The 17,018-nt window shown below is 64.0% G+C and carries 15 protein-coding genes and 1 pseudogene; 10 read left to right on the top strand and 6 right to left on the bottom strand.

Going from position 1 to position 17,018, the window contains the following annotated elements:
• Window positions 1-81 precede the first annotated feature (81 nt).
• The 4 genes from C446_RS15570 (at window position 82) to C446_RS18905 (ending at window position 2,249) form a co-directional block, all read left to right on the top strand.
• Entirely contained in the window at window positions 82-1,368 is a 1,287-nt protein-coding gene (locus tag C446_RS15570; RefSeq protein ID WP_006674092.1) for a GTP-binding protein, read from the top strand.
• Window positions 1,369-1,387: 19 nt separating this feature from the next.
• Window positions 1,388-1,609 carry a DUF7511 domain-containing protein gene (locus C446_RS15565; protein ID WP_049920290.1) on the top strand — a complete coding sequence of 74 codons (222 nt, stop codon included), beginning with the start codon at window positions 1,388-1,390 and terminating at the stop codon, window positions 1,607-1,609.
• 91 nt (window positions 1,610-1,700) lie between these two features.
• A complete protein-coding gene (locus tag C446_RS15560; RefSeq protein ID WP_006674090.1) occupies window positions 1,701-1,958 on the top strand; it encodes a hypothetical protein in 258 nt (85 codons plus the stop codon).
• Window positions 1,959-2,096: 138 nt separating this feature from the next.
• Complete coding sequence (locus tag C446_RS18905) at window positions 2,097-2,249, top strand: C2H2-type zinc finger protein (RefSeq protein WP_006674089.1); 153 nt, start codon at window positions 2,097-2,099, stop codon at window positions 2,247-2,249.
• Between the two features lie 251 nt (window positions 2,250-2,500).
• Here the strand turns inward: C446_RS18905 and C446_RS15555 are convergent, their stop codons facing one another.
• Window positions 2,501-3,808 carry an NAD(P)/FAD-dependent oxidoreductase gene (locus tag C446_RS15555; RefSeq protein ID WP_049920285.1) on the bottom strand — a complete coding sequence of 436 codons (1,308 nt, stop codon included), beginning with the start codon at window positions 3,806-3,808 and terminating at the stop codon, window positions 2,501-2,503.
• Between the two features lie 170 nt (window positions 3,809-3,978).
• On the opposite strand from C446_RS15555, the gene C446_RS15550 reads away from it, so the two are divergent.
• Window positions 3,979-4,926 carry a formyltetrahydrofolate deformylase gene (locus C446_RS15550; RefSeq protein WP_006674086.1) on the top strand — a complete coding sequence of 316 codons (948 nt, stop codon included), beginning with the start codon at window positions 3,979-3,981 and terminating at the stop codon, window positions 4,924-4,926.
• A gap of 122 nt (window positions 4,927-5,048) precedes the next feature.
• Window positions 5,049-5,222, top strand: coding sequence for a DUF7556 family protein (locus C446_RS19420; RefSeq protein WP_169331373.1), 174 nt, complete (start codon window positions 5,049-5,051; stop codon window positions 5,220-5,222).
• A 195-nt stretch (window positions 5,223-5,417) separates the two neighbouring features.
• Here C446_RS19420 and C446_RS15540 read toward each other — a convergent pair whose 3' ends face one another.
• Both C446_RS15540 and C446_RS15535 read right to left on the bottom strand, forming a co-directional pair.
• Window positions 5,418-6,209 (bottom strand): lycopene cyclase domain-containing protein, encoded by a 792-nt coding sequence (locus C446_RS15540; RefSeq protein ID WP_006674085.1) that lies wholly within the window; start codon window positions 6,207-6,209, stop codon window positions 5,418-5,420.
• A 169-nt stretch (window positions 6,210-6,378) separates the two neighbouring features.
• Complete coding sequence (locus C446_RS15535; RefSeq protein WP_049920283.1) at window positions 6,379-8,415, bottom strand: bacterio-opsin activator domain-containing protein; 2,037 nt, start codon at window positions 8,413-8,415, stop codon at window positions 6,379-6,381.
• Window positions 8,416-8,543: 128 nt separating this feature from the next.
• Between C446_RS15535 and C446_RS15530 the strand changes: the two genes are divergently transcribed.
• A complete protein-coding gene (locus C446_RS15530; RefSeq protein WP_006674083.1) occupies window positions 8,544-9,581 on the top strand; it encodes a Brp/Blh family beta-carotene 15,15'-dioxygenase in 1,038 nt (345 codons plus the stop codon).
• Between the two features lie 204 nt (window positions 9,582-9,785).
• On the opposite strand, the pseudogene C446_RS19580 reads toward C446_RS15530, so the two are convergent.
• Window positions 9,786-11,246 (bottom strand): annotated as a pseudogene (locus C446_RS19580) (RNA-guided endonuclease InsQ/TnpB family protein).
• A gap of 151 nt (window positions 11,247-11,397) precedes the next feature.
• Complete coding sequence (locus tag C446_RS15520; protein ID WP_006674081.1) at window positions 11,398-12,147, bottom strand: helix-turn-helix domain-containing protein; 750 nt, start codon at window positions 12,145-12,147, stop codon at window positions 11,398-11,400.
• A 132-nt stretch (window positions 12,148-12,279) separates the two neighbouring features.
• Between C446_RS15520 and C446_RS15515 the strand changes: the two genes are divergently transcribed.
• The 3 genes from C446_RS15515 to C446_RS15505 all read left to right on the top strand — a co-directional run bounded on the left by C446_RS15515 (window position 12,280) and on the right by C446_RS15505 (window position 16,581).
• Window positions 12,280-13,830 (top strand): phytoene desaturase family protein, encoded by a 1,551-nt coding sequence (locus tag C446_RS15515; protein WP_006674080.1) that lies wholly within the window; start codon window positions 12,280-12,282, stop codon window positions 13,828-13,830.
• Between the two features lie 187 nt (window positions 13,831-14,017).
• The gene (locus C446_RS15510; RefSeq protein ID WP_006674079.1) at window positions 14,018-14,866 is read left to right on the top strand and encodes a bacteriorhodopsin; all 849 of its coding nucleotides are present in this window, start codon (window positions 14,018-14,020) and stop codon (window positions 14,864-14,866) included.
• 407 nt (window positions 14,867-15,273) lie between these two features.
• Window positions 15,274-16,581 (top strand): acetamidase/formamidase family protein, encoded by a 1,308-nt coding sequence (locus tag C446_RS15505; protein WP_006674078.1) that lies wholly within the window; start codon window positions 15,274-15,276, stop codon window positions 16,579-16,581.
• 138 nt (window positions 16,582-16,719) lie between these two features.
• On the opposite strand, the gene C446_RS15500 is transcribed toward C446_RS15505, so the two are convergent.
• A complete protein-coding gene (locus tag C446_RS15500; protein ID WP_006674077.1) occupies window positions 16,720-16,941 on the bottom strand; it encodes a hypothetical protein in 222 nt (73 codons plus the stop codon).
• Between the last annotated feature and the right edge of the window lie 77 nt (window positions 16,942-17,018).

Raw genomic sequence — 17,018 nt, 5'->3', positions numbered from 1 at the left:
CGATAGAGCCGTGCCGCATATTAATAATATCTTCGGACCAGATAATAACTACTATTACCTTGAGGGTTTTGTTGTTAACTGATGGAAGACGACTCGATACCCGTGACGGTGCTGTCCGGAACGCTCGGTGCGGGCAAGACGACCGTGCTGAACCACATGTTGAGCGAGACCGACCGTGATCTCGCCGTCCTCGTCAACGACATGGGCGAGGTCAACGTCGACGCCGACCGCGTCGCCGAATCTTCGGATATCGCCGACGAAGACGAGGAACTAGTCGAACTCTCGAACGGCTGTATCTGCTGTGAGCTGCGAGGCGATCTGCTGGACGCCATCGGGGAACTCACGGCCTCGGACCGCGCGTTCGATGCCCTGGTCGTCGAGTCGACCGGCGTCGCCGAACCGCTACCGGTCGCCCAGACCCTGACGCTGGGGTTCGACCAGTCGGACCTCGACCCGACCGAGTTCTACGAGGAGACCGGCATCGAACCCCTCGAGGGCTGTCACCTCGATACGACCGTCACCGTCGTCGACGCCCACCAGTTCCACGAAGCGATGCAGTCCGACGAGATTCTAGACGACGACGGAACGGAGAAACACCTCGGCGATCTGCTGGTCGAGCAGGTCGAGTTCTGCGACGTTCTCCTGCTCAACAAGTGCGATCTGGTCGACGAGGAGCGGCTCGCGAAGATCGAGGAGACACTCGAGATGCTCCAGCCGCGTGCGAAGATCGTTCGAACCGAACACGGGCACGTCGATTCCGAGGAACTCCTCGAGACGGATCGCTTCGACTTCGAGGAAGCCAGCCAGTCCGCAGGCTGGATTCGAGAACTGCAACAGCCCCACGAGACTGCGGAGGAGGAACACGGCGTCACCTCCTTGGTCTTCGAGGCGCGACGGCCGTTCCACCCCGAGCGATTTGCGGACCTGCTCGACGAGTTCCCGGACAACGTCGTCCGATCGAAGGGGCACTTCTGGATCGCGAGTCGCGAAGACGACGTCATCACGGTCAACGTCGCGGGACAGTCCGTCCGTGTCGCCCCCGGCGGGCGATGGCTCGACGCGCTTCCGGCCGAGGAACGCGAACAGCAACTCGAGGCGAACCCCGAACTCGAGGCGGTGTGGCACGACCGCTGGGGCGATCGGAACGTTCGACTCGTCTTGATCGGGACGGAGATGGACCACGACGCCTTGCGGGCCGACCTCGCGGACTGTCTGCTGACCGACGCGGAACTCGAGGAAGACTGGTCGACGTACGAAGATCGGTTCCCGACGTTCGAACGTCCCGACGAAGATGACGAGGTGCCCGCGGAGTCGGACGGCGACGCGACGGCCGAGGACCAGCAAGAAGAGATCGGGATCGCCGACTGAGATCGAGGTGACCGACGACGTGAGCAGCCACGACGCGACCGACCGCAGCCAGCCCGACGGCGATTCGGACACCGGCCCACCCGAACCCGACATCTCGCCGTGCTATCAGGCGTACCTCGAGCGTCACGACGGCCGGTCGGATTCCTGTACGATCTACTCGGCAGTCACCGCCGACACGCCGCGATATCAGTGGATCAGGGCCTGGGGAGACGCGTTCGTCTCCCGAGAAGACGCTCGCTAAGGTATCTGGCCGGTCGTCTCGCGTCTCAAGAACGGCCGCCTCGAATCGGGTCTCGAACCCACACCGACGACGAACACACCGATACCGAACCATGTCCACACACTTCCAGACGGCAGTCAAGAAACGGGTCTCACACACGCACCGACGCGACGCGATCGACCGACTGATCGAGCGCGGCGAACGAACGAACCTCGCGCTACTCGTCCGAACGAGCGGCCTCGACGGGGAGTTCCGACGATACGCGTTGAACGGGCTCGCCGAGTGCAACGGGCGCGAACAGCTCGAAGAACTCGCCGACAATACCACGATCGAACCGTCGCTACGACGACGAGCCGACGACCTGCGCTGAGAGCCACGTGGTCAGGGTCGGTGCTGTACCACGGACGGACGAATGACCGTCCGCCACTGTTTTGTTAAAATGTAGGGCCAGCAGGTAGGTTATTCCTAGCAATCCTTTTTACGTAAGAGCCCGTCAGTTAGCAACGACATGGGATACAACTGCACCAACTGCGACGAGAGCTTCCAGTCAGCCGCCGGCGTCACCCAGCACGTCGCCCTCCACCACAACACCTGTGCGGTCTGTGACGAAGGGTTCGACGACGTCGGATCGCTACAGTCCCACATCCACGAGAACCACTGAGTCGGTTCACCGTACCTCCGTTCCAGTACAATCGCGATCCAAGGCGGTTGTACCGGGACCTCGGTACAGCAATCCGTCCGACGCCTGCACGCGGTCGACGGGAACGCAGCCGAACGGTCGAATCCGTCCGGACGCCGCTACTCGTACTGTCAGACAGGACGACGTGACGCCGATCGTACTGGTGGAGTCGTCACCATTGGCGACGACGCCGAGTTCGCCATCGGCTTCGTAGTGACTGCTGGCCGACCGTATCAACAGTCGCAGTACTCGGGCTCACAGCACTCGAGGTCCTCGAGGTACATCTCCTTCTCGCGGTACTCCGCGAGCGGATCGGTGTCGACAGCGAGCCGTTCGCCGATGGTTTCGGCGACGATGGCGAACCGTCGCCGGAACTTGTAGATGAAACAGAATTTCTGCCCGTTGTGGGCGACCTCCGGCCCGACGAGGAACAGCCCTGGCGTCGCCGTCGACTCGTCCCGCTCGGTGAGTTCGGGGAGTCCGTTCTCGAACGCAAACAGGTCCGCAACGAGCGAGAGACTGGTGTCGAACCCCGTTGCGAGGATCGGCGGCGATCGTGAGCTGATCCGGTCGCCACTCGTCGTGATGACGGCGTACCCTTCGGTTTCCCGGCCGGGCAGGTAACTGTCGGTCGGATCGGCGGAGCCATCCGTGGTAGTGTCTGTAACGGACTCGATTCGCTGGACTCGGATGCCGTCGACGAGGTCGATGGGCGCACCGTCGGTCAGCGCAGCTTCGAGGCGTTCGGTCGTTCGCGGCGAGAGCACCTCGCTCGGGTCGGGGCTGCGAAACTGCCAGGGCCCCTCCTCGTCGAGGACGGTCACCGAAACCCCCCGCTCGGCGAGCTCGAGGGCGGCGTCGATCCCGCTTTCCGCACCGCCGACGACGATAGCGTCGTCCCCGATCGGTTCCTGGGAACTCCTCGTCTCCGCGCCCGCGCCGTCCGCCGCGGTCCGGGTTGGTGGTTCGCCCGGATCGTCGGTCGCTTCCGAACCTGACGATTCGGACGACGGGACCGAAAGCGAGTCGACGTACGTCGACCAGGAGTCGATCTCCGCGACGTGAACTGCCCGGTCCGCGCCCGGCATCGACCCGTTCGCGGGATACTGGTACTGCCCCGCCGCCCAGACGACGTACTGTGCGTCGATCGGCTCCCTGTCGGTCTCGAGCGTGAACGGACCGTCGTCGTCGTGGACGACGCGCTCGACATCGACGCCGGTTTCGATCGGCAGGTCGTGAAAGTCGGCGACTGCCTCGAGGTAGTCGGCGTACTGATCGCCGGTCGGGTGTTCCCGATCGAGCGCGAGCGCGGGGGAGGTGTCCGGCGTCACGGCGTTGAGATCGCGCACGCCGAAGGCGTTCGCGGGGAACGACGGCGTCAACAGGCGCATCTCGTCGGGCCACTGCCGGAACGACGCGCCGATGCAGTCGCGTTCGAGGACGGCGTACTCGAGGTCGAGTTTCTCCAGTGCGACGGCGGTTCCGATACCCGCGGGACCGGCACCGACGATCGCGACCTCGAGGTCGGTCGAGCGTGTCATATCACCGTCCAGGTCCTCCACGCACTTAACAAGATTGGATGTGGTATTAATAATTGGGGGCGGACAACTCGAGTAGCCGACGTGGCGACCGCGGAAGACAGGACTTTTAGTCACCCGGGGTCTGAGAAACGTCCAATGTATCGACGCGCGCTCGAGCGGAGGTGGCAGCGATGACGACCGACCTGACCGAAATCACGGTGATCGGAGACGACGACACCGGGCTGATCGCGAACGTGACGAGCCTCCTGTTCGAGCGCGGAGTCAACATCGAGGACCTCGATCAGGCCGTCCGTGACGGCGTCTTTCGGATGTACCTCGCGGTCGACACCACGGAGATGGTCTGTACTCAGGAGAAGCTCCGCGAGGACCTCCACGACCTCGGCGACGACCTCGGGCTCGACGTCCAGGTCCGGTTCCCCGCCGATCGCGAGAACCAGCAGATCGCTGTCCTCGTCACCAAGGAGAGTCACTGTCTCGAGGCGTTGTTCGAAGCCTGGACCAACGACGAGCTCGGCGCGGACATCGGCGTCGTCATCGGCAACCACGACGACCTCGAACCGCTGGCGGAGCACTACGGCGTTCCGTTCCACGACATCGGCGACGAGAAGGGACGCCAAAACGAAGACGAACTGCTCGACGTGCTCGCGGAGTACGATGCCGATCTCATCGTGCTGGCACGGTACATGCGCATCCTCAGCCCGAACGTCGTGTTCCGGTACGAGGACCGGATCATCAACGTCCATCCCTCCCTGCTGCCCGCGTTCCCCGGTGCGGAGGCCTACCGGCAAGCCGTCGACGAGGGCGTTCGCGTGGCCGGCGTCACCGCTCACTACGTGACGACCGACCTCGATCAGGGGCCGATCATCACCCAGCGCGCCTTCGACGTTCCCGACGATGCCGACGTCGAAGACCTGAAACACCGAGGCCAGCCCCTCGAGGCCGAGGCCCTGCTGGAGGCGGTCCGCCTGCACCTGAACGGCGACGTCTCCGTCCACCGCGGACGGACGAGTGTTCGGGACGATGCCAACGAATACCAGCTCGGTCTCCCTGACGAGATCGACGACGCGACGCCGGACCGTCCCGTCGACGGGATCGGGAGCGCGATCGCCGACGACTAATATCCGTTCCTGACAATCATTACATTTGGAGTCGTGGTCGTTATCGGTTTTGAGAGTTAGATTCGATCAACCTGAATCTTCGATCCGGAACATTCATAGCGATAAAGGGGAGATTGTCGAACATGACGCCTACTCCAGGCTCAGTCGGGAAACTTCCGACCGAGGGCAGCGAGATCGTGGCAGCGATCGACGAGATCGACGGCCAGCCACACCTCGTCATCGCCAATATCGCCCGTGACGGTGCCTGGATTTCGGTACCGAGAGACGAGGCCGCGTCGCTTCCGGACTGGGAGTAACGAGCGCCGAACTCCCGTGCCCGATTCGACAGTCGGGTCGACGAGCGACCACCGAGGTCGGTCACTGGTTTTCGCCTGAGCGGCAGCTCGTCGGGCAGCGTCGTGGCCTGCCGTTTTCATTTCGATAGCGGTTGTACCCCCTCGAGTCGTATTCGGGACTTCTGAGTTCGCTGCCATGAGCGAGCAGGGACGAGGCTAGCTACGGTCGACGTCGGGATCGACGTTCGGCGTCCAGTCGGGTGCCGACACCAGTGCCCGCAGTTCCTCGCGGCGGTCGAGTAGCCAGACGTAGAAGACGATCCCCTGAACGACGAAGACGTTCGTCACCAGGAAAAACAGTGCTTCCTCGACGGGTAATCCCAACAGCGTGTAACCGACGGTATGGGTCCCCGAAATCTCCCAGATACCGAGACCGATCGCGACCCGGTCGGCAACCCAAAGGTACAACGTCGGCACGCCGACGCCGACGAGCACCGTCGGCCAGACGTCTCGCAGATACGTCAGTCCGAACGCCCACTGGATCGCGAGGATCGGGCCCGCCCAGAACAGGATCGACCCGAGATAGAACGTCGCAGTCGTCTCGAGCAGGCCCCAGCCGACGACAGAGATTCCGAGTCCGGCCAGTGCGCCGGCGATCCGATGTCCCATCGGAATGCGCAGCGACCGATCGGCGACAGTGAGAAACTGGAACAGCCACAGCGCCGTCAGGACCGGCTGGAGGACGAAAAAGAGGTACTCTTCGACCGGCGTGTACCACAGCCGAGCGACGACGGCACCGTCGCCGTACCACCAGACCCCCTCGGGGATCATCACGTTCGTCCAGGGTGTGGTGTAGACGACCGCCAGCACGATCATAATAGCGAGGCCGGACAGCGACCGCCGGTCGAGCCACGCCCCCGAGCGACGGACCGACAGCCATCCCAGCAGCAGTATCGGCGGGACGATAAAGACGAGATGGAAGGCAAGATAGCCGTACTGAACACTCATCGGTTCCTACGTTTACGATCGTCGAGCGACGGTAACCAGCGGTCGATCACGGACTATTCGGCCCTAGTTCCCTCGCGACTATAACCATTGGACCATACACGTCAGGGTCGATTCCCGTCCGGTCGGAGGTGGATCGAGACGCAGTGTCTGTTTGGCTCCAGTTCCGAACTCAACACTCGAGGTAGGCGTCGACGAGTTTGCGCTCGGCCGCGCGAAGGTGCTGGTGGAACGTCTGTCGCGTGATTCCCATCGTGTCGGCGATCTCGCTCCCGTCGGTCGGTCGCGGCCACTCGAAGTAGCCGTTCATGTGTGCAGCCTCGAGGGCGGCGTGCTGTCGCTCCGTCAGCTTCGCGTCGACTTCGCTGGCGAACTCGAGTGACGTCTCCCGCTGCCGGTCGTGTTCGTGTCGGGACTGTAACGCGGTCTGGTCGTACAGCCCGTCGAGTATCTCGAGGACGGACCGGACTTCCTGGTCGGGTGGGAGCTCGAGCGTCAGCACGGCCCGTCCAGGGGTCGCCGTGATCCCGTCGACCGAGACCCCGTACTCCGCGAGATCGGCGAACGGCGACGACGAGGAGACGGTGATCGCGAAGGTATGTTCGTCGTCACCCTCCGCGATCGTGCGGGTGTCCTCGACGAGCGAGAGGGCAGTCAGGTCCTCGACATCGACGCCGCCGTCGGTCGTCAGGAACAGTTCGCAGGTCCGCTGTTCGGGTCCCGTCGTCAGCCCCACGTACTCGATCTCGCTTCCGAGAGCCTCGGCGGCCCTCGAGAGGGGAAACGACTCGTCGCGGACTTCGACTTCCACCTCGATCACGCGGTCGGCGGTGAGGATGCGGGTCCGCTCGAGTGCGTTGAGCCGACTCGCGATCATCTGCCCGATCGACTCGAACAGGGACCGCTCGCGGTGGTCGAGCGCCTCCGCGCCGTCGGCGTACACCCCGAGGAGACCGTACCGTTGTCGGCCGTAGACGAGCGGAACGACGGCCATCCGGCGAGCTCCAAACGAGGCGGGGCCGAGCTGTGTTGCGTCACAGTCCTCGACTGCACAGCCGGCGACGTCGTTCGTCTCGACACACTCGCGAACCGCGTTCGGGAGCTCGGCAAGCGTCGGTTCGGCCGGTACCTCGTCGGGAACTCCAGCGCGGGCCGTCAGACGCAGGCTGTGGACCGGTTCGCTACCGTTGCCGGTGTCGGCTCGAGTCACCGTGCCGATCCACCCCGCCGTGTAGCCGCGCTCGTCGGTGATTTCGTCACAGAGACGCTGTGCGATCATGGTCCGATCGCGTTCCTCGACCAGAATGCGCGTAATCTCGTTGACGAGGCCGTTCACGCGACCGAGGATGCGACTGAGTGCCGCTCGCTCGGCCGAGAGTCGCTCGGATCGTTCCTCGGCCAGTTCCTCGGCGGCTTTCCGGTCGCTGACGTCGTTCTGGAAGCCGACGTAGTGGGCGTACTCGTCGTCCGCGGTCGCGTCGTCGCCTTCGTTCCCGATCGGTGCGATCGTTAACTCGTTCCAGAACGGCGTTCCGTCGCGTCGGTAGTTCCGAATTTCGACCGTCGTCGGTTCCCCGTCGCGGATGCCGTTTGCCAGCTTTTCGATGGCCTCGTCGTCGGTATCGGGGCCTTGCAGTAGTCGCGGGTTTCGGCCAAGCACGGTCTCCTCTTCGTACCCCGTCAACTCCTCCCAGGCCCGGTTGACGTAAACCAGCGGGTTGTCCGGCAAGGACGGATCGCTCAGGCTGATTCCGATCGGCGCGTCCTCGATCGCTCGGACGATCTCTTCCGGCTCCGGCTCGTGTCCCGTGATGTCCTGCTGGGGACCGAGTCTGTCGGTCGATGCGGCCAGCTCCGAAACGGCCGCAGTCAGGCTCTCCTCGGGATTGGAGCCGTTCTTGTACAACACTCTGTCGACGCCGACGTCGAAGGCCTCGCTCGTTATCTCCTCGTCGCGGTCAGTTACGAGAACGAACGGAACGGTCGGATCGACGTCACGGACCGCATCGTACAGCGACAGTCCGTCGTCACCGGGAAGATCGTACTCGCTGACGAGACAGTCGAATCCCCGCTCGTCCGTCGAGAGCTTGGCGACCGCCGTCGTCGCACACTCAGCCGTCGTCACACGACAATCGGCCCGTTCGAGCGGCTCGGCGAGCTGGTCGTTCCCGCCGCGCGGGCGAACCAGCAAAGTCCGGGCTCCTGTCACAGTTTGAACTGTGGGACGATCCGGAGTAAACGTTTGGGTCGTCTGAGTCGCCAGCGGGACGCTCTCCGCCAAAAAAGGCCGTCGCAGTACGGTCAGGGAACAACCGTCCCGCGGACGTATCAGGGCACATGGAAACCGGTTCGTCGCGGATCGAACACCGAGGCGTTCCGCCGCTGGAACGCCTGGTCGTCGACGCGTCCCGGGTCGCACTGCTCGTCGTGATCGCCGCGTTCGGAGCCGCGGCGCTGCTGGGTCGGACGCCGTCGCTCGATATCCAGATGCTCATCTACCTCGTCGGGATGGTCGCGATCAACCTCCCGCACGGCGGCTACGAACACTTCACCAACCTTCGCCGGCGCGGGCTCCCGTTCGGGGCTCGGTACGTCGCCCTGTACCTGGCGTTCGTCGCGGGTTTTATCGCCTTCTTCCTGCTCGCCCCGGTCCTCGCGCTCGGACTTGCGTTCGCCACTGCGGTCGCCAAGGGCGGTCACGGCGATCTCCGGGTGATGGACGCACAGGTCGGCTCCGACCACCTCGAGTACCGCTGGCAGCGGTTCCTGGCCGCGCTGGTCCGGGGCGGAGCCGTGATGATCGTCCCACTCGTGTTCTGGACCGAGACGTTCGTCGGCTTCTCCGATTACATGCTCGCGCTGTTCGACCCCGCGTTGTCCGTCCCGCTCGCCTCGGGCCCCGACGTCGCGATCACGGCGCTGGGCGGCCTCTTCGCGCTGGGAGTCGTTGCCCATCTCGGTAGCGGCCTCCTGATCGGTGGTGCGAGTCGGGCCTGGCTGCTCGATGTCTTCGAGACGTCGCTGCTCGTCGTCTTCTTCGCGGTCGTGCCGGTGGTCGTCGCCATCGGGCTCTACTTCCCGCTGTGGTACTCGCTTCGCCAGTCCGCTCGGAGCGCCGCAGTGAACCGGCAACTCGAGCACCGGGACGACGGGCTCCCGGTCGGGCTGGCGTGGGCTGCGCTCGTCGTCGGTGCGCTCGCGACGGCGACCGTCGCAGCCGTGCTCTGGGTCGTCGTTCCGAACCCGCTGGGCGGACTACCGCTGCTCCCGGGACTGGTCGCGTTCTACACGATCTTCATCTGTATCGTCGCGTTGCCCCACGTCGTCGTCGGCGAGTGGCTCGACGTCGGGCGGGGAATCTGGTACGTGCCGTAAATCGCCTCGGGGTCAAGTGGTTCGAGAATCGGAGATTCTCGTCATCACGGAAATCGAAGATTTCCGTACGACCCCGAGGCTTTCGCGTGGACTCCCGTTCNGTAAATCGCCTCGGGGTCAAGTGGTTCGAGAATCGGAGATTCTCGTCATCACGGAAATCGAAGATTTCCGTACGACCCCGAGGCTTTCGCGTGGACTCCCGTTCTATGCCTCAGTAGAGGCAGGGGGAACGTACTCCCCACTCACGTTCAGCGTCCCGCGATCTGCTCACGGGCGCGTAGCGCCCGTTCGCATGGTATGCGGGACCTCCGGTCCCGCACTATTCAAGCGCACATCTACGGGTGCGCCTCCGTCGCCTGCGTTTTGCCTGCGACGGAGATACTGCAAACCGATATTCTTGGAAGCGTTGTAGTCAGCGTGNACATCTACGGGTGCGCCTCCGTCGCCTGCGTTTTGCCTGCGACGGAGATACTGCAAACCGATATTCTTGGAAGCGTTGTAGTCAGCGTGGTTCTCGTATCCGCACTGCTGACACTCGAACGATTCGTCCGACCGGTTGTCGTCGTGGGTAAACCCACACGTCGAGCAACGCTTCGACGTGTTTCGCGGGTCAACCTGTACGGCCTCGATACCGTGTTCTTCGGCCTTGTATTCGACGTATTCGTAGAGGCGTCGGAACGCCTACACGTGTTGCCACGTCGCCTCAGGAATGTTCTCCCGGATGTGGGTCAAGTCCTCGAACACGATGTGCGAACAGTTGTTCTCGACGGCCTCCTCGATAATCTCGTTCGCCACCGTGTGCAGGTAGATCTCGAACCGCCCGTACTCTTTCTGCCCGACTGATTCGATGTTCTCGTGGGCGTAGCGAGAACCACACTGCTGAAGCAAGCCACGACGCTTCTCGTATTCTCGACGCCAGTGGTTGAACTCGTCTGCCGACCAGAATCGCCCCGTCGAAGCGACGGCGAGGTTGTTGACGCCCAAATCCACACCAAGGACTGTTCTGTGCTTGGGCTCAGATTCAGACGCTTCCTCGTCTGCTTCGACTTTCCGCATCGAAGCGTGGAGATACCAGTCACCGTCGCGGTACTGTAAGTGGGCCATCCGAAACTCGAAATTCTCGTCGGAAACGTACTTGGTCGGCGGTGTCTCCGAGTCGTCGGGGAGGGTGTAGTCACACTCGACGCGCCCGTCCACAGTCGAGAGGGAAACGTGGTCGCGGTGGAAGGTCGCACTCCGCTTGTCGTACACCGCGCTATCGGCAGAAAAGTACGGTTGCGATGTGTTTTCTCCACGTTTGAGTCGTTCGACGCCGCTTTTGACGGCTTCGACCGCTCTGCGAATCCCTTTCTGGACGAGATTCGCGGTGAGGTCGGTTTCGTCGCGGAGTTGGTCGTAGAGGGCGCGTTCGGCTTTGGCTTTGGAAGTGACGTGGTATCCGTCGTCGTCACCAGAAACGACACGCGTTTCTGGTTGGCAGCCAGATTCCGGAGGAATCTGGCGACGCCCGTGCCAGCACCACTTGCTTGCGGTGTTGGCGCAGTGTTTGAACTGCTCGACAGTCTCTCGAAGGAGCGGGTCGGCTCCTTCGGGCGTGTCGAGTTTGATAACGGCGGTACGACGGTATTCTACTGTGTTTTCACATTTACAGTCGGTGTTACTTATACGCTGGGGGATCAGCCTGCCATCGTAACGTGGTTTCTGTCATCGGTTGTCGGCTTCCTCCCCGACCTCAAGGGTCGGGGCATCCGCCTCGTACCGCCTGTGAACGTAGCCGGAAACGAAAAAGCAGGCCGCTGCCCGAAGCAGAACCGAACTACACTCCCGCCCGTGCCGTCTCGAACACGGCCTCGAGCAGCCGTCGCTGGGCCGCCGCGAGGTGTTCCGCGAACGTCGATCGCACGATGCCAAGCGCGTCGGCGACCTCCGCGGCGCTCGTCTCCCGCGGGTACGAGAAGTATCCCATCCGGTAGGCCGTCTCGAGGACCTCCTGCTGGCGGTCGGTCAGGCGTCCCCGATCGACGAGCACGGAGTCCGCTCGCTCCCCGTCGAACGACCGAACGAGACACTGCAGCGAAACCGAGGCACCGATCGCCTCGAGTTCCGCGACGATCTCGGCCAGCGGCTCCGGCGAGGGCAACAGCAGCGACACCACCAGTTGTGACGGGTTCGTCGTCACCGTGACCTCGTCGACGGGATAGCCGAGCGATTCGATAATTCGGCACGGACAGGGTTGTGCGTCCCTCTCAGATCGCTCGAGTCGGTACACCGACTTCTCGGCCGTCTCGAAGATCGGCGTCGCGTCGGCGTCGGCCCGCGACCGAAACTGGTTGACGATCCGGTCGCCGGCTCGCGTCCACGTGACGTCGGTTGCCGATGCACCGGCCGGAAGCGCCGACGCGACGGCACAGCCCGGCGGATCGCGGACGGCGAGACGAGCACGAATGCCCGTCGACGACCGGCCCGCGTCCGCCGTCGAATCCGGTGTCCCGTCGGAGTCGTGGTCCGTCGCGATCCGGTCACCGGGCGGTCCCCTGTCTTCGGTTTCGCGTTCACTCGTGGCCATATGCGGCGATTCAGACCCCGTCACGATATACAACCAGCCAAACTAGTACGGGCCAGGGAGTCTCGAATCCAATATAAAGACCCCAATCACGCCGGCGTCTACTCTCGGGGTTCGATCCCGAATCGGAGAGTGATGGCCATACGTGACGACGCCCTCGTCGACGAGGAGATCGCCGTCGTCGGTGCCGGGATCGGCGGCCTCACTGCGGCGGCGTACCTCGGGGCGTCCGGGGCCGACGTCGCGGTGTACGAGCAACACGACCAGGTCGGCGGCGTCGCCGGCCGGCTCGAGGCCGACGGGTTCCGGTTCGACACGGGACCCTCGTGGTACCTGATGCCCGGACTCTTCGAGCGGTTCTTCGAAGCGTTCGGCCGCACGCCGGAAGACGAGTACGACCTCGTTCGGCTCGATCCCAACTACCGGGTGTTCTGGAGCGACGGTGATCGAGCGGACGTCCCGGCCGACAGGGACGCACAGGCCGAACTGTTCGAGTCCTACGAGGACGGCGGCGGAGAGACGCTCCGTGAGTATCTCGCCGACGCACGGGACGCCTACGAGATCGGGATGAATCGGTTCGTCCTGCCGAATCGAACCCGGGTCCGTGACTACGCCTCGCTCGACGTGTTGCGATCGGCCCGCGGGCTCACGTTGCTCGGAGCGATGGACGACCACGTCGCGACGTACTTCGACGAGCCGAAGCTCCGCCAGCTCCTGCAGTATACGCTCGTGTTCCTCGGGGGCTCGCCACACAACACACCCGCAATATACAAGCTGATGAGCCACGTCGACTTCGGCCAGGGCGTGTACTACCCGCAAGGGGGTGTGTACGAGGTCGTCGACGCGATCGAACGAGTCGCGATCGAACAGGGAGTCGAGATACACACCGGCGCGGAAGTGACCGCCCTCGAGCCGACGACCGACGGCATGGCCGTTTCCCTGACCGGTGATCGGTACGTCCACGACCGGGTCGTCTGTAACGCACCGCCGGCGTACGCCGAACGGACGCTGCTACCCGACGATGCCGTCGACCGGCGAAGCGGGTACTGGAGCGAGCGAACGTACGGTCCCTCGGCTTTCATGCTGTATCTCGGCGTCGAGGGGTCTCTCGAGGAACTCGAGCATCACACGCTGGTGTTGCCGACCGACTGGGGCCCCCACTTCGAGGCGATCTTCGACGAGCCACAGTGGCCCGACGACCCGGCGTACTACGTCAACGTCCCATCCCGAACGGACCCGTCGGTCGCACCGGACGGCCACGAGACCGTCGTGATTCTGGTCCCCGTGGCCCCGGGACTCGACGACGAACCGGCGATCCAGCAGCGGTTCCGTGACCGGGTGTTCGATGGGTTAGCCGAGCGAGCGGGCGTCGACCTCCGCGGTCGGATCGCGTTCGAAGAGACGATCTCCGTCTCCGACTACGCGTCGCGGTTCAACCGCCCCGACGGCACCGCGTTGGGCCTCGCCCACACGCTCTTTCAGACGGGGCCGTTACGGCCGGGACACCGCGTGCCGGGCGTCGATCGCCTCTACTACGTCGGCGGCGACTCGAACCCCGGGATCGGCCTCCCCATGTGTCTCCTGAGCGGCGAACACGTCGCCGAAACCGTTCGTTCGGACGCGCAAAACGACGGGAGCACCGTCGGTCGACTCCGGTCGCTGCTGCCGGGCGACACGGGACGGTGAGACGACGAACCACCCCGGGAATAGACGGAACGGTCACTGAGGACAAAACCGACTCCGGGAGACGAGAAGAGGCGAGTCGAACACGGGACTGACGCCCTGGTTCGGCAGTTGACGGTTGCAATCCAGACTCGTTAGGTTGTGTGCTTTAGCCTAGAGAAAGCGTAGCACCGGCCGTAGCATGTTAGAAATGGCAGCAGACGCGGCGGCGGTCGCACAGCTATGGCAACCGCTCGAGCTGACTCAACCGGAGGTATACGAGCAGGTCCAAGACGACTTCCTGCTGAACCTCTCGTTCTGGGCGAACATCGCACTGGCGGGGATCTCGATCCTCGTGTTCCTGTATATGGGGCGCAATCTCGAGAACTCCAAGTCGAAACTGATCTTCGTCGCGACGCTTATGGTGCCGCTCGTGTCCATCTCGAGTTACACCGGGCTGGCGTCCGGGCTCACGATCAGCTTCCTCGAGATGCCGCCCGGACACGCGTTGGCGGGTGAAGAGGTACTGACGATGTGGGGCCGATATCTCACGTGGGCGCTGTCGACCCCGATGATCCTGCTTGCGCTCGGGCTGCTCGCGGGGACGAACCTCACGAAGCTGTTCACCGCGATTACCGCGGACATCGCGATGTGTGTCACCGGCCTCGCAGCCGCGCTGACGGTGTCGTCCCACGGCCTGCGGTGGTTCTGGTACTTCCTGAGCTGTACGTTCTTCCTGGTCGTCCTCTACATCCTGCTGGTCGAGTGGCCCAAGGATGCCGAGGCGGCCGGAACGGCGGAAATATTCAACCTGCTGAAGATCCTGACCGTCGTGATGTGGCTCGGGTACCCGATCGTCTGGGGACTCGGAGCCGAGGGGCTCGCCGTCCTCGAAGCGGTCTGGATCACGTCGTGGGCCTACTCGGTGCTCGACATCGTCGCGAAGTACATCTTCGCGTTCCTGCTGCTGAACTGGCTGGTCAGCAACGAGTCGATCATTTCGGAGTTCGGCTGGTCGGCTGATACCGGAGCCGGCGCTGCGACTCCAGCCGACGACTGATCGCGACAGCACGATCGCGATCAGCCGCCCGCACCGAGAATCGACGACCGACGGCGGCCGCCGACGACCGAGCGGCCGCGACCGGGGACCCCACCCTCCACTATTCCGGCTTCGCCGCTTTCTCGGAGCAGGGATTCTGTCGCCCGTACCCCCGCTTCGAGGGGCGGACCGATCGAGTACGTCGGATTCGACACTCGAGGACAGATGTGTCCACAGGGTTCAAGCGGGATGGACGTCTGTCCGCGGCGATGGCCGGCGTGATCCTACGTTCTCCGGGCGACCGACGCCTCCGAAGGGGGAAGACGACTGAACTCGAGGTGTACTCCCTCCACACGAGAACCTCGATTCCCGCGATTCGGGCGTGCTACTGCCCTTTTATTTTCGCTGTCGTCGTAGCACAACACGGTATGTCACAACGCGAGGTCCAACAGGAGCTATCGGTCGACCAGTACACGCTCGGGCTGGTCGGGCCCGACCGGGAGTGGGCCGGAACGGTCGCGGACGGCGGGACGATCGAGACCTACACCCCGCCGGCCTGCTGGGGACCGATGATCACGCCGGAGTTCCGTGGCGGTCACGAGGTCACACGGCCCATCCGGGTCGAGAACGCCGAGGTCGGGGACGCGATCGCCCTGCAGATCCGGGAAATCGAGGTCACGAGCATGGCCACGAGTACCGGCACTATGCGCGAGCGAGAGGAGGCATTCGACGACGATCCGTTCGTCGACCACCGCTGTCCCGGCTGTGGCACGGAGTGGCCCGACTCCGTCGTCGAAGGCACCGGCGAGGACGCGATCCGCTGTGAGGAGTGTGGAGCCAACGCCTCGTCGTTTGGCTTCGAGTACGGGTACACCGTCGCGTTCGACGAGGACCGGACCGTCGGCGTCACCATGGACGAGGCCGGGGCTCACGAACTGGCGACGGACGCCGAGGAACTGATGGACATTCCAGAGAACTCCCGTCAGCACCCCATCCTGCTGTACGAACCCTCGGAGATGCCCGGTACGCTCGGCCGGCTCCGACCGTTCGTCGGCAACGTCGGCACGACGCCACCGATCGAACTGCCAGACTCGCACAACGCCGGCGACTTCGGCCAGTTCCTGATCGACGCCGACCACGACTGGGGACTCGAGAGCGAGGCGGACCTCGAGCAGCGGACGGACGGCCACATGGACGTTTCGGAGGTCCGTGCGGGTGCGACGCTGATCTGCCCCGTCAAGGTCGACGGCGGTGGTGTTTACGTCGGTGACCTCCACGCCAACCAGGGCGACGGCGAGCTCTCCTTGCACACGACCGATGTCAGCGGCACCGTCCGCATGGACGTGGAGGTGATCAAGGGCCTCGACCTCGACGGGCCGATCCTCCTGCCCAACGAGGAGGACCTGCCGTTCATCAGCAAGCCCTACAGCGACGAGGAGCGAGAGGCCGGCCGCGAGCTCGCAGACAAACACGGCGTCGATCTCGAGGAGGACATGGGACCGATTCAGGTGATCGGCTCCGGCGCGACGATCAACGAGGCGACCGAGAACGCCTTCGACCGCGCGGGCGAATTACTGGACATGACGGAGGGCGAGGTCCGGTCGCGGTGTACGTTCACCGGCGGGGTCCAGATCGGACGGCTGCCGGGCGTCGTTCAGTTGGACATGCTCGCACCGATGGCGCTACTCGAGGAGCAGGGGATGGCAAAGCTGGTACGCGACCAGTACGGGCTGTGAGAGGGATCGGCCCTGGTTGTGTCGACCGACCCGTGACCGTCTCCCGGTCGTCCGGACGAAGCCTGCGGTAGAGAGGAGAGACAGTGAGTGTAAAACGAACGCGAGCGAGGGTAAGAGCCGGAACGGGCGAAAGCGCCGTCAGTCGCTCTCGTTGGTCTCGATACCGGTGTCGAGCGAGGGGCCACCCTGGCCGGTGCCGATCAGCTGGTCGCCCCACTTCTCGGAGACGGCCGGTGCCAGGGCCAGGAACGTCATCGCCGCGATGAAGACGGTCAGCATGACGCTGGCGACGACCGCGACGCCAGCCGTCGGATCGAAGGGTACGATGCTCGCCGCCACGAGGGATACGGGTACCGTCATTGCTTGCTACTGCCTGTGGTCTCCCAGCATATGAGGGTTACTGATTCCGCCGGAGCGGACCGGAGGCGGGCAGAGAG

Source organism: Halobiforma nitratireducens JCM 10879 (assembly GCF_000337895.1).
In the GTDB taxonomy this organism is placed as follows: Archaea; Halobacteriota; Halobacteria; order Halobacteriales; family Natrialbaceae; genus Natronobacterium; species Natronobacterium nitratireducens.
Note: the sequence above shows the minus strand (reverse complement) of the source record. Positions and strands in the feature narration are given on the sequence as shown.

Coding starts and splice junctions, on each gene's coding strand:
- C446_RS15530 (WP_006674083.1), top strand. CDS start 8,544: ATGGAAACCGGTTCGTCGCGGATCGAACACCGAGGCGTTCCGCCGCTG.
- C446_RS15550 (WP_006674086.1), top strand. CDS start 3,979: ATGACGACCGACCTGACCGAAATCACGGTGATCGGAGACGACGACACC.
- C446_RS15500 (WP_006674077.1), bottom strand. CDS start 16,941: ATGACGGTACCCGTATCCCTCGTGGCGGCGAGCATCGTACCCTTCGAT.
- C446_RS15560 (WP_006674090.1), top strand. CDS start 1,701: ATGTCCACACACTTCCAGACGGCAGTCAAGAAACGGGTCTCACACACG.
- C446_RS15505 (WP_006674078.1), top strand. CDS start 15,274: ATGTCACAACGCGAGGTCCAACAGGAGCTATCGGTCGACCAGTACACG.
- C446_RS19420 (WP_169331373.1), top strand. CDS start 5,049: ATGACGCCTACTCCAGGCTCAGTCGGGAAACTTCCGACCGAGGGCAGC.
- C446_RS15515 (WP_006674080.1), top strand. CDS start 12,280: ATGGCCATACGTGACGACGCCCTCGTCGACGAGGAGATCGCCGTCGTC.
- C446_RS15510 (WP_006674079.1), top strand. CDS start 14,018: ATGGCAGCAGACGCGGCGGCGGTCGCACAGCTATGGCAACCGCTCGAG.
- C446_RS15520 (WP_006674081.1), bottom strand. CDS start 12,147: ATGGCCACGAGTGAACGCGAAACCGAAGACAGGGGACCGCCCGGTGAC.
- C446_RS15540 (WP_006674085.1), bottom strand. CDS start 6,209: ATGAGTGTTCAGTACGGCTATCTTGCCTTCCATCTCGTCTTTATCGTC.
- C446_RS15555 (WP_049920285.1), bottom strand. CDS start 3,808: ATGACACGCTCGACCGACCTCGAGGTCGCGATCGTCGGTGCCGGTCCC.
- C446_RS18905 (WP_006674089.1), top strand. CDS start 2,097: ATGGGATACAACTGCACCAACTGCGACGAGAGCTTCCAGTCAGCCGCC.
- C446_RS15570 (WP_006674092.1), top strand. CDS start 82: ATGGAAGACGACTCGATACCCGTGACGGTGCTGTCCGGAACGCTCGGT.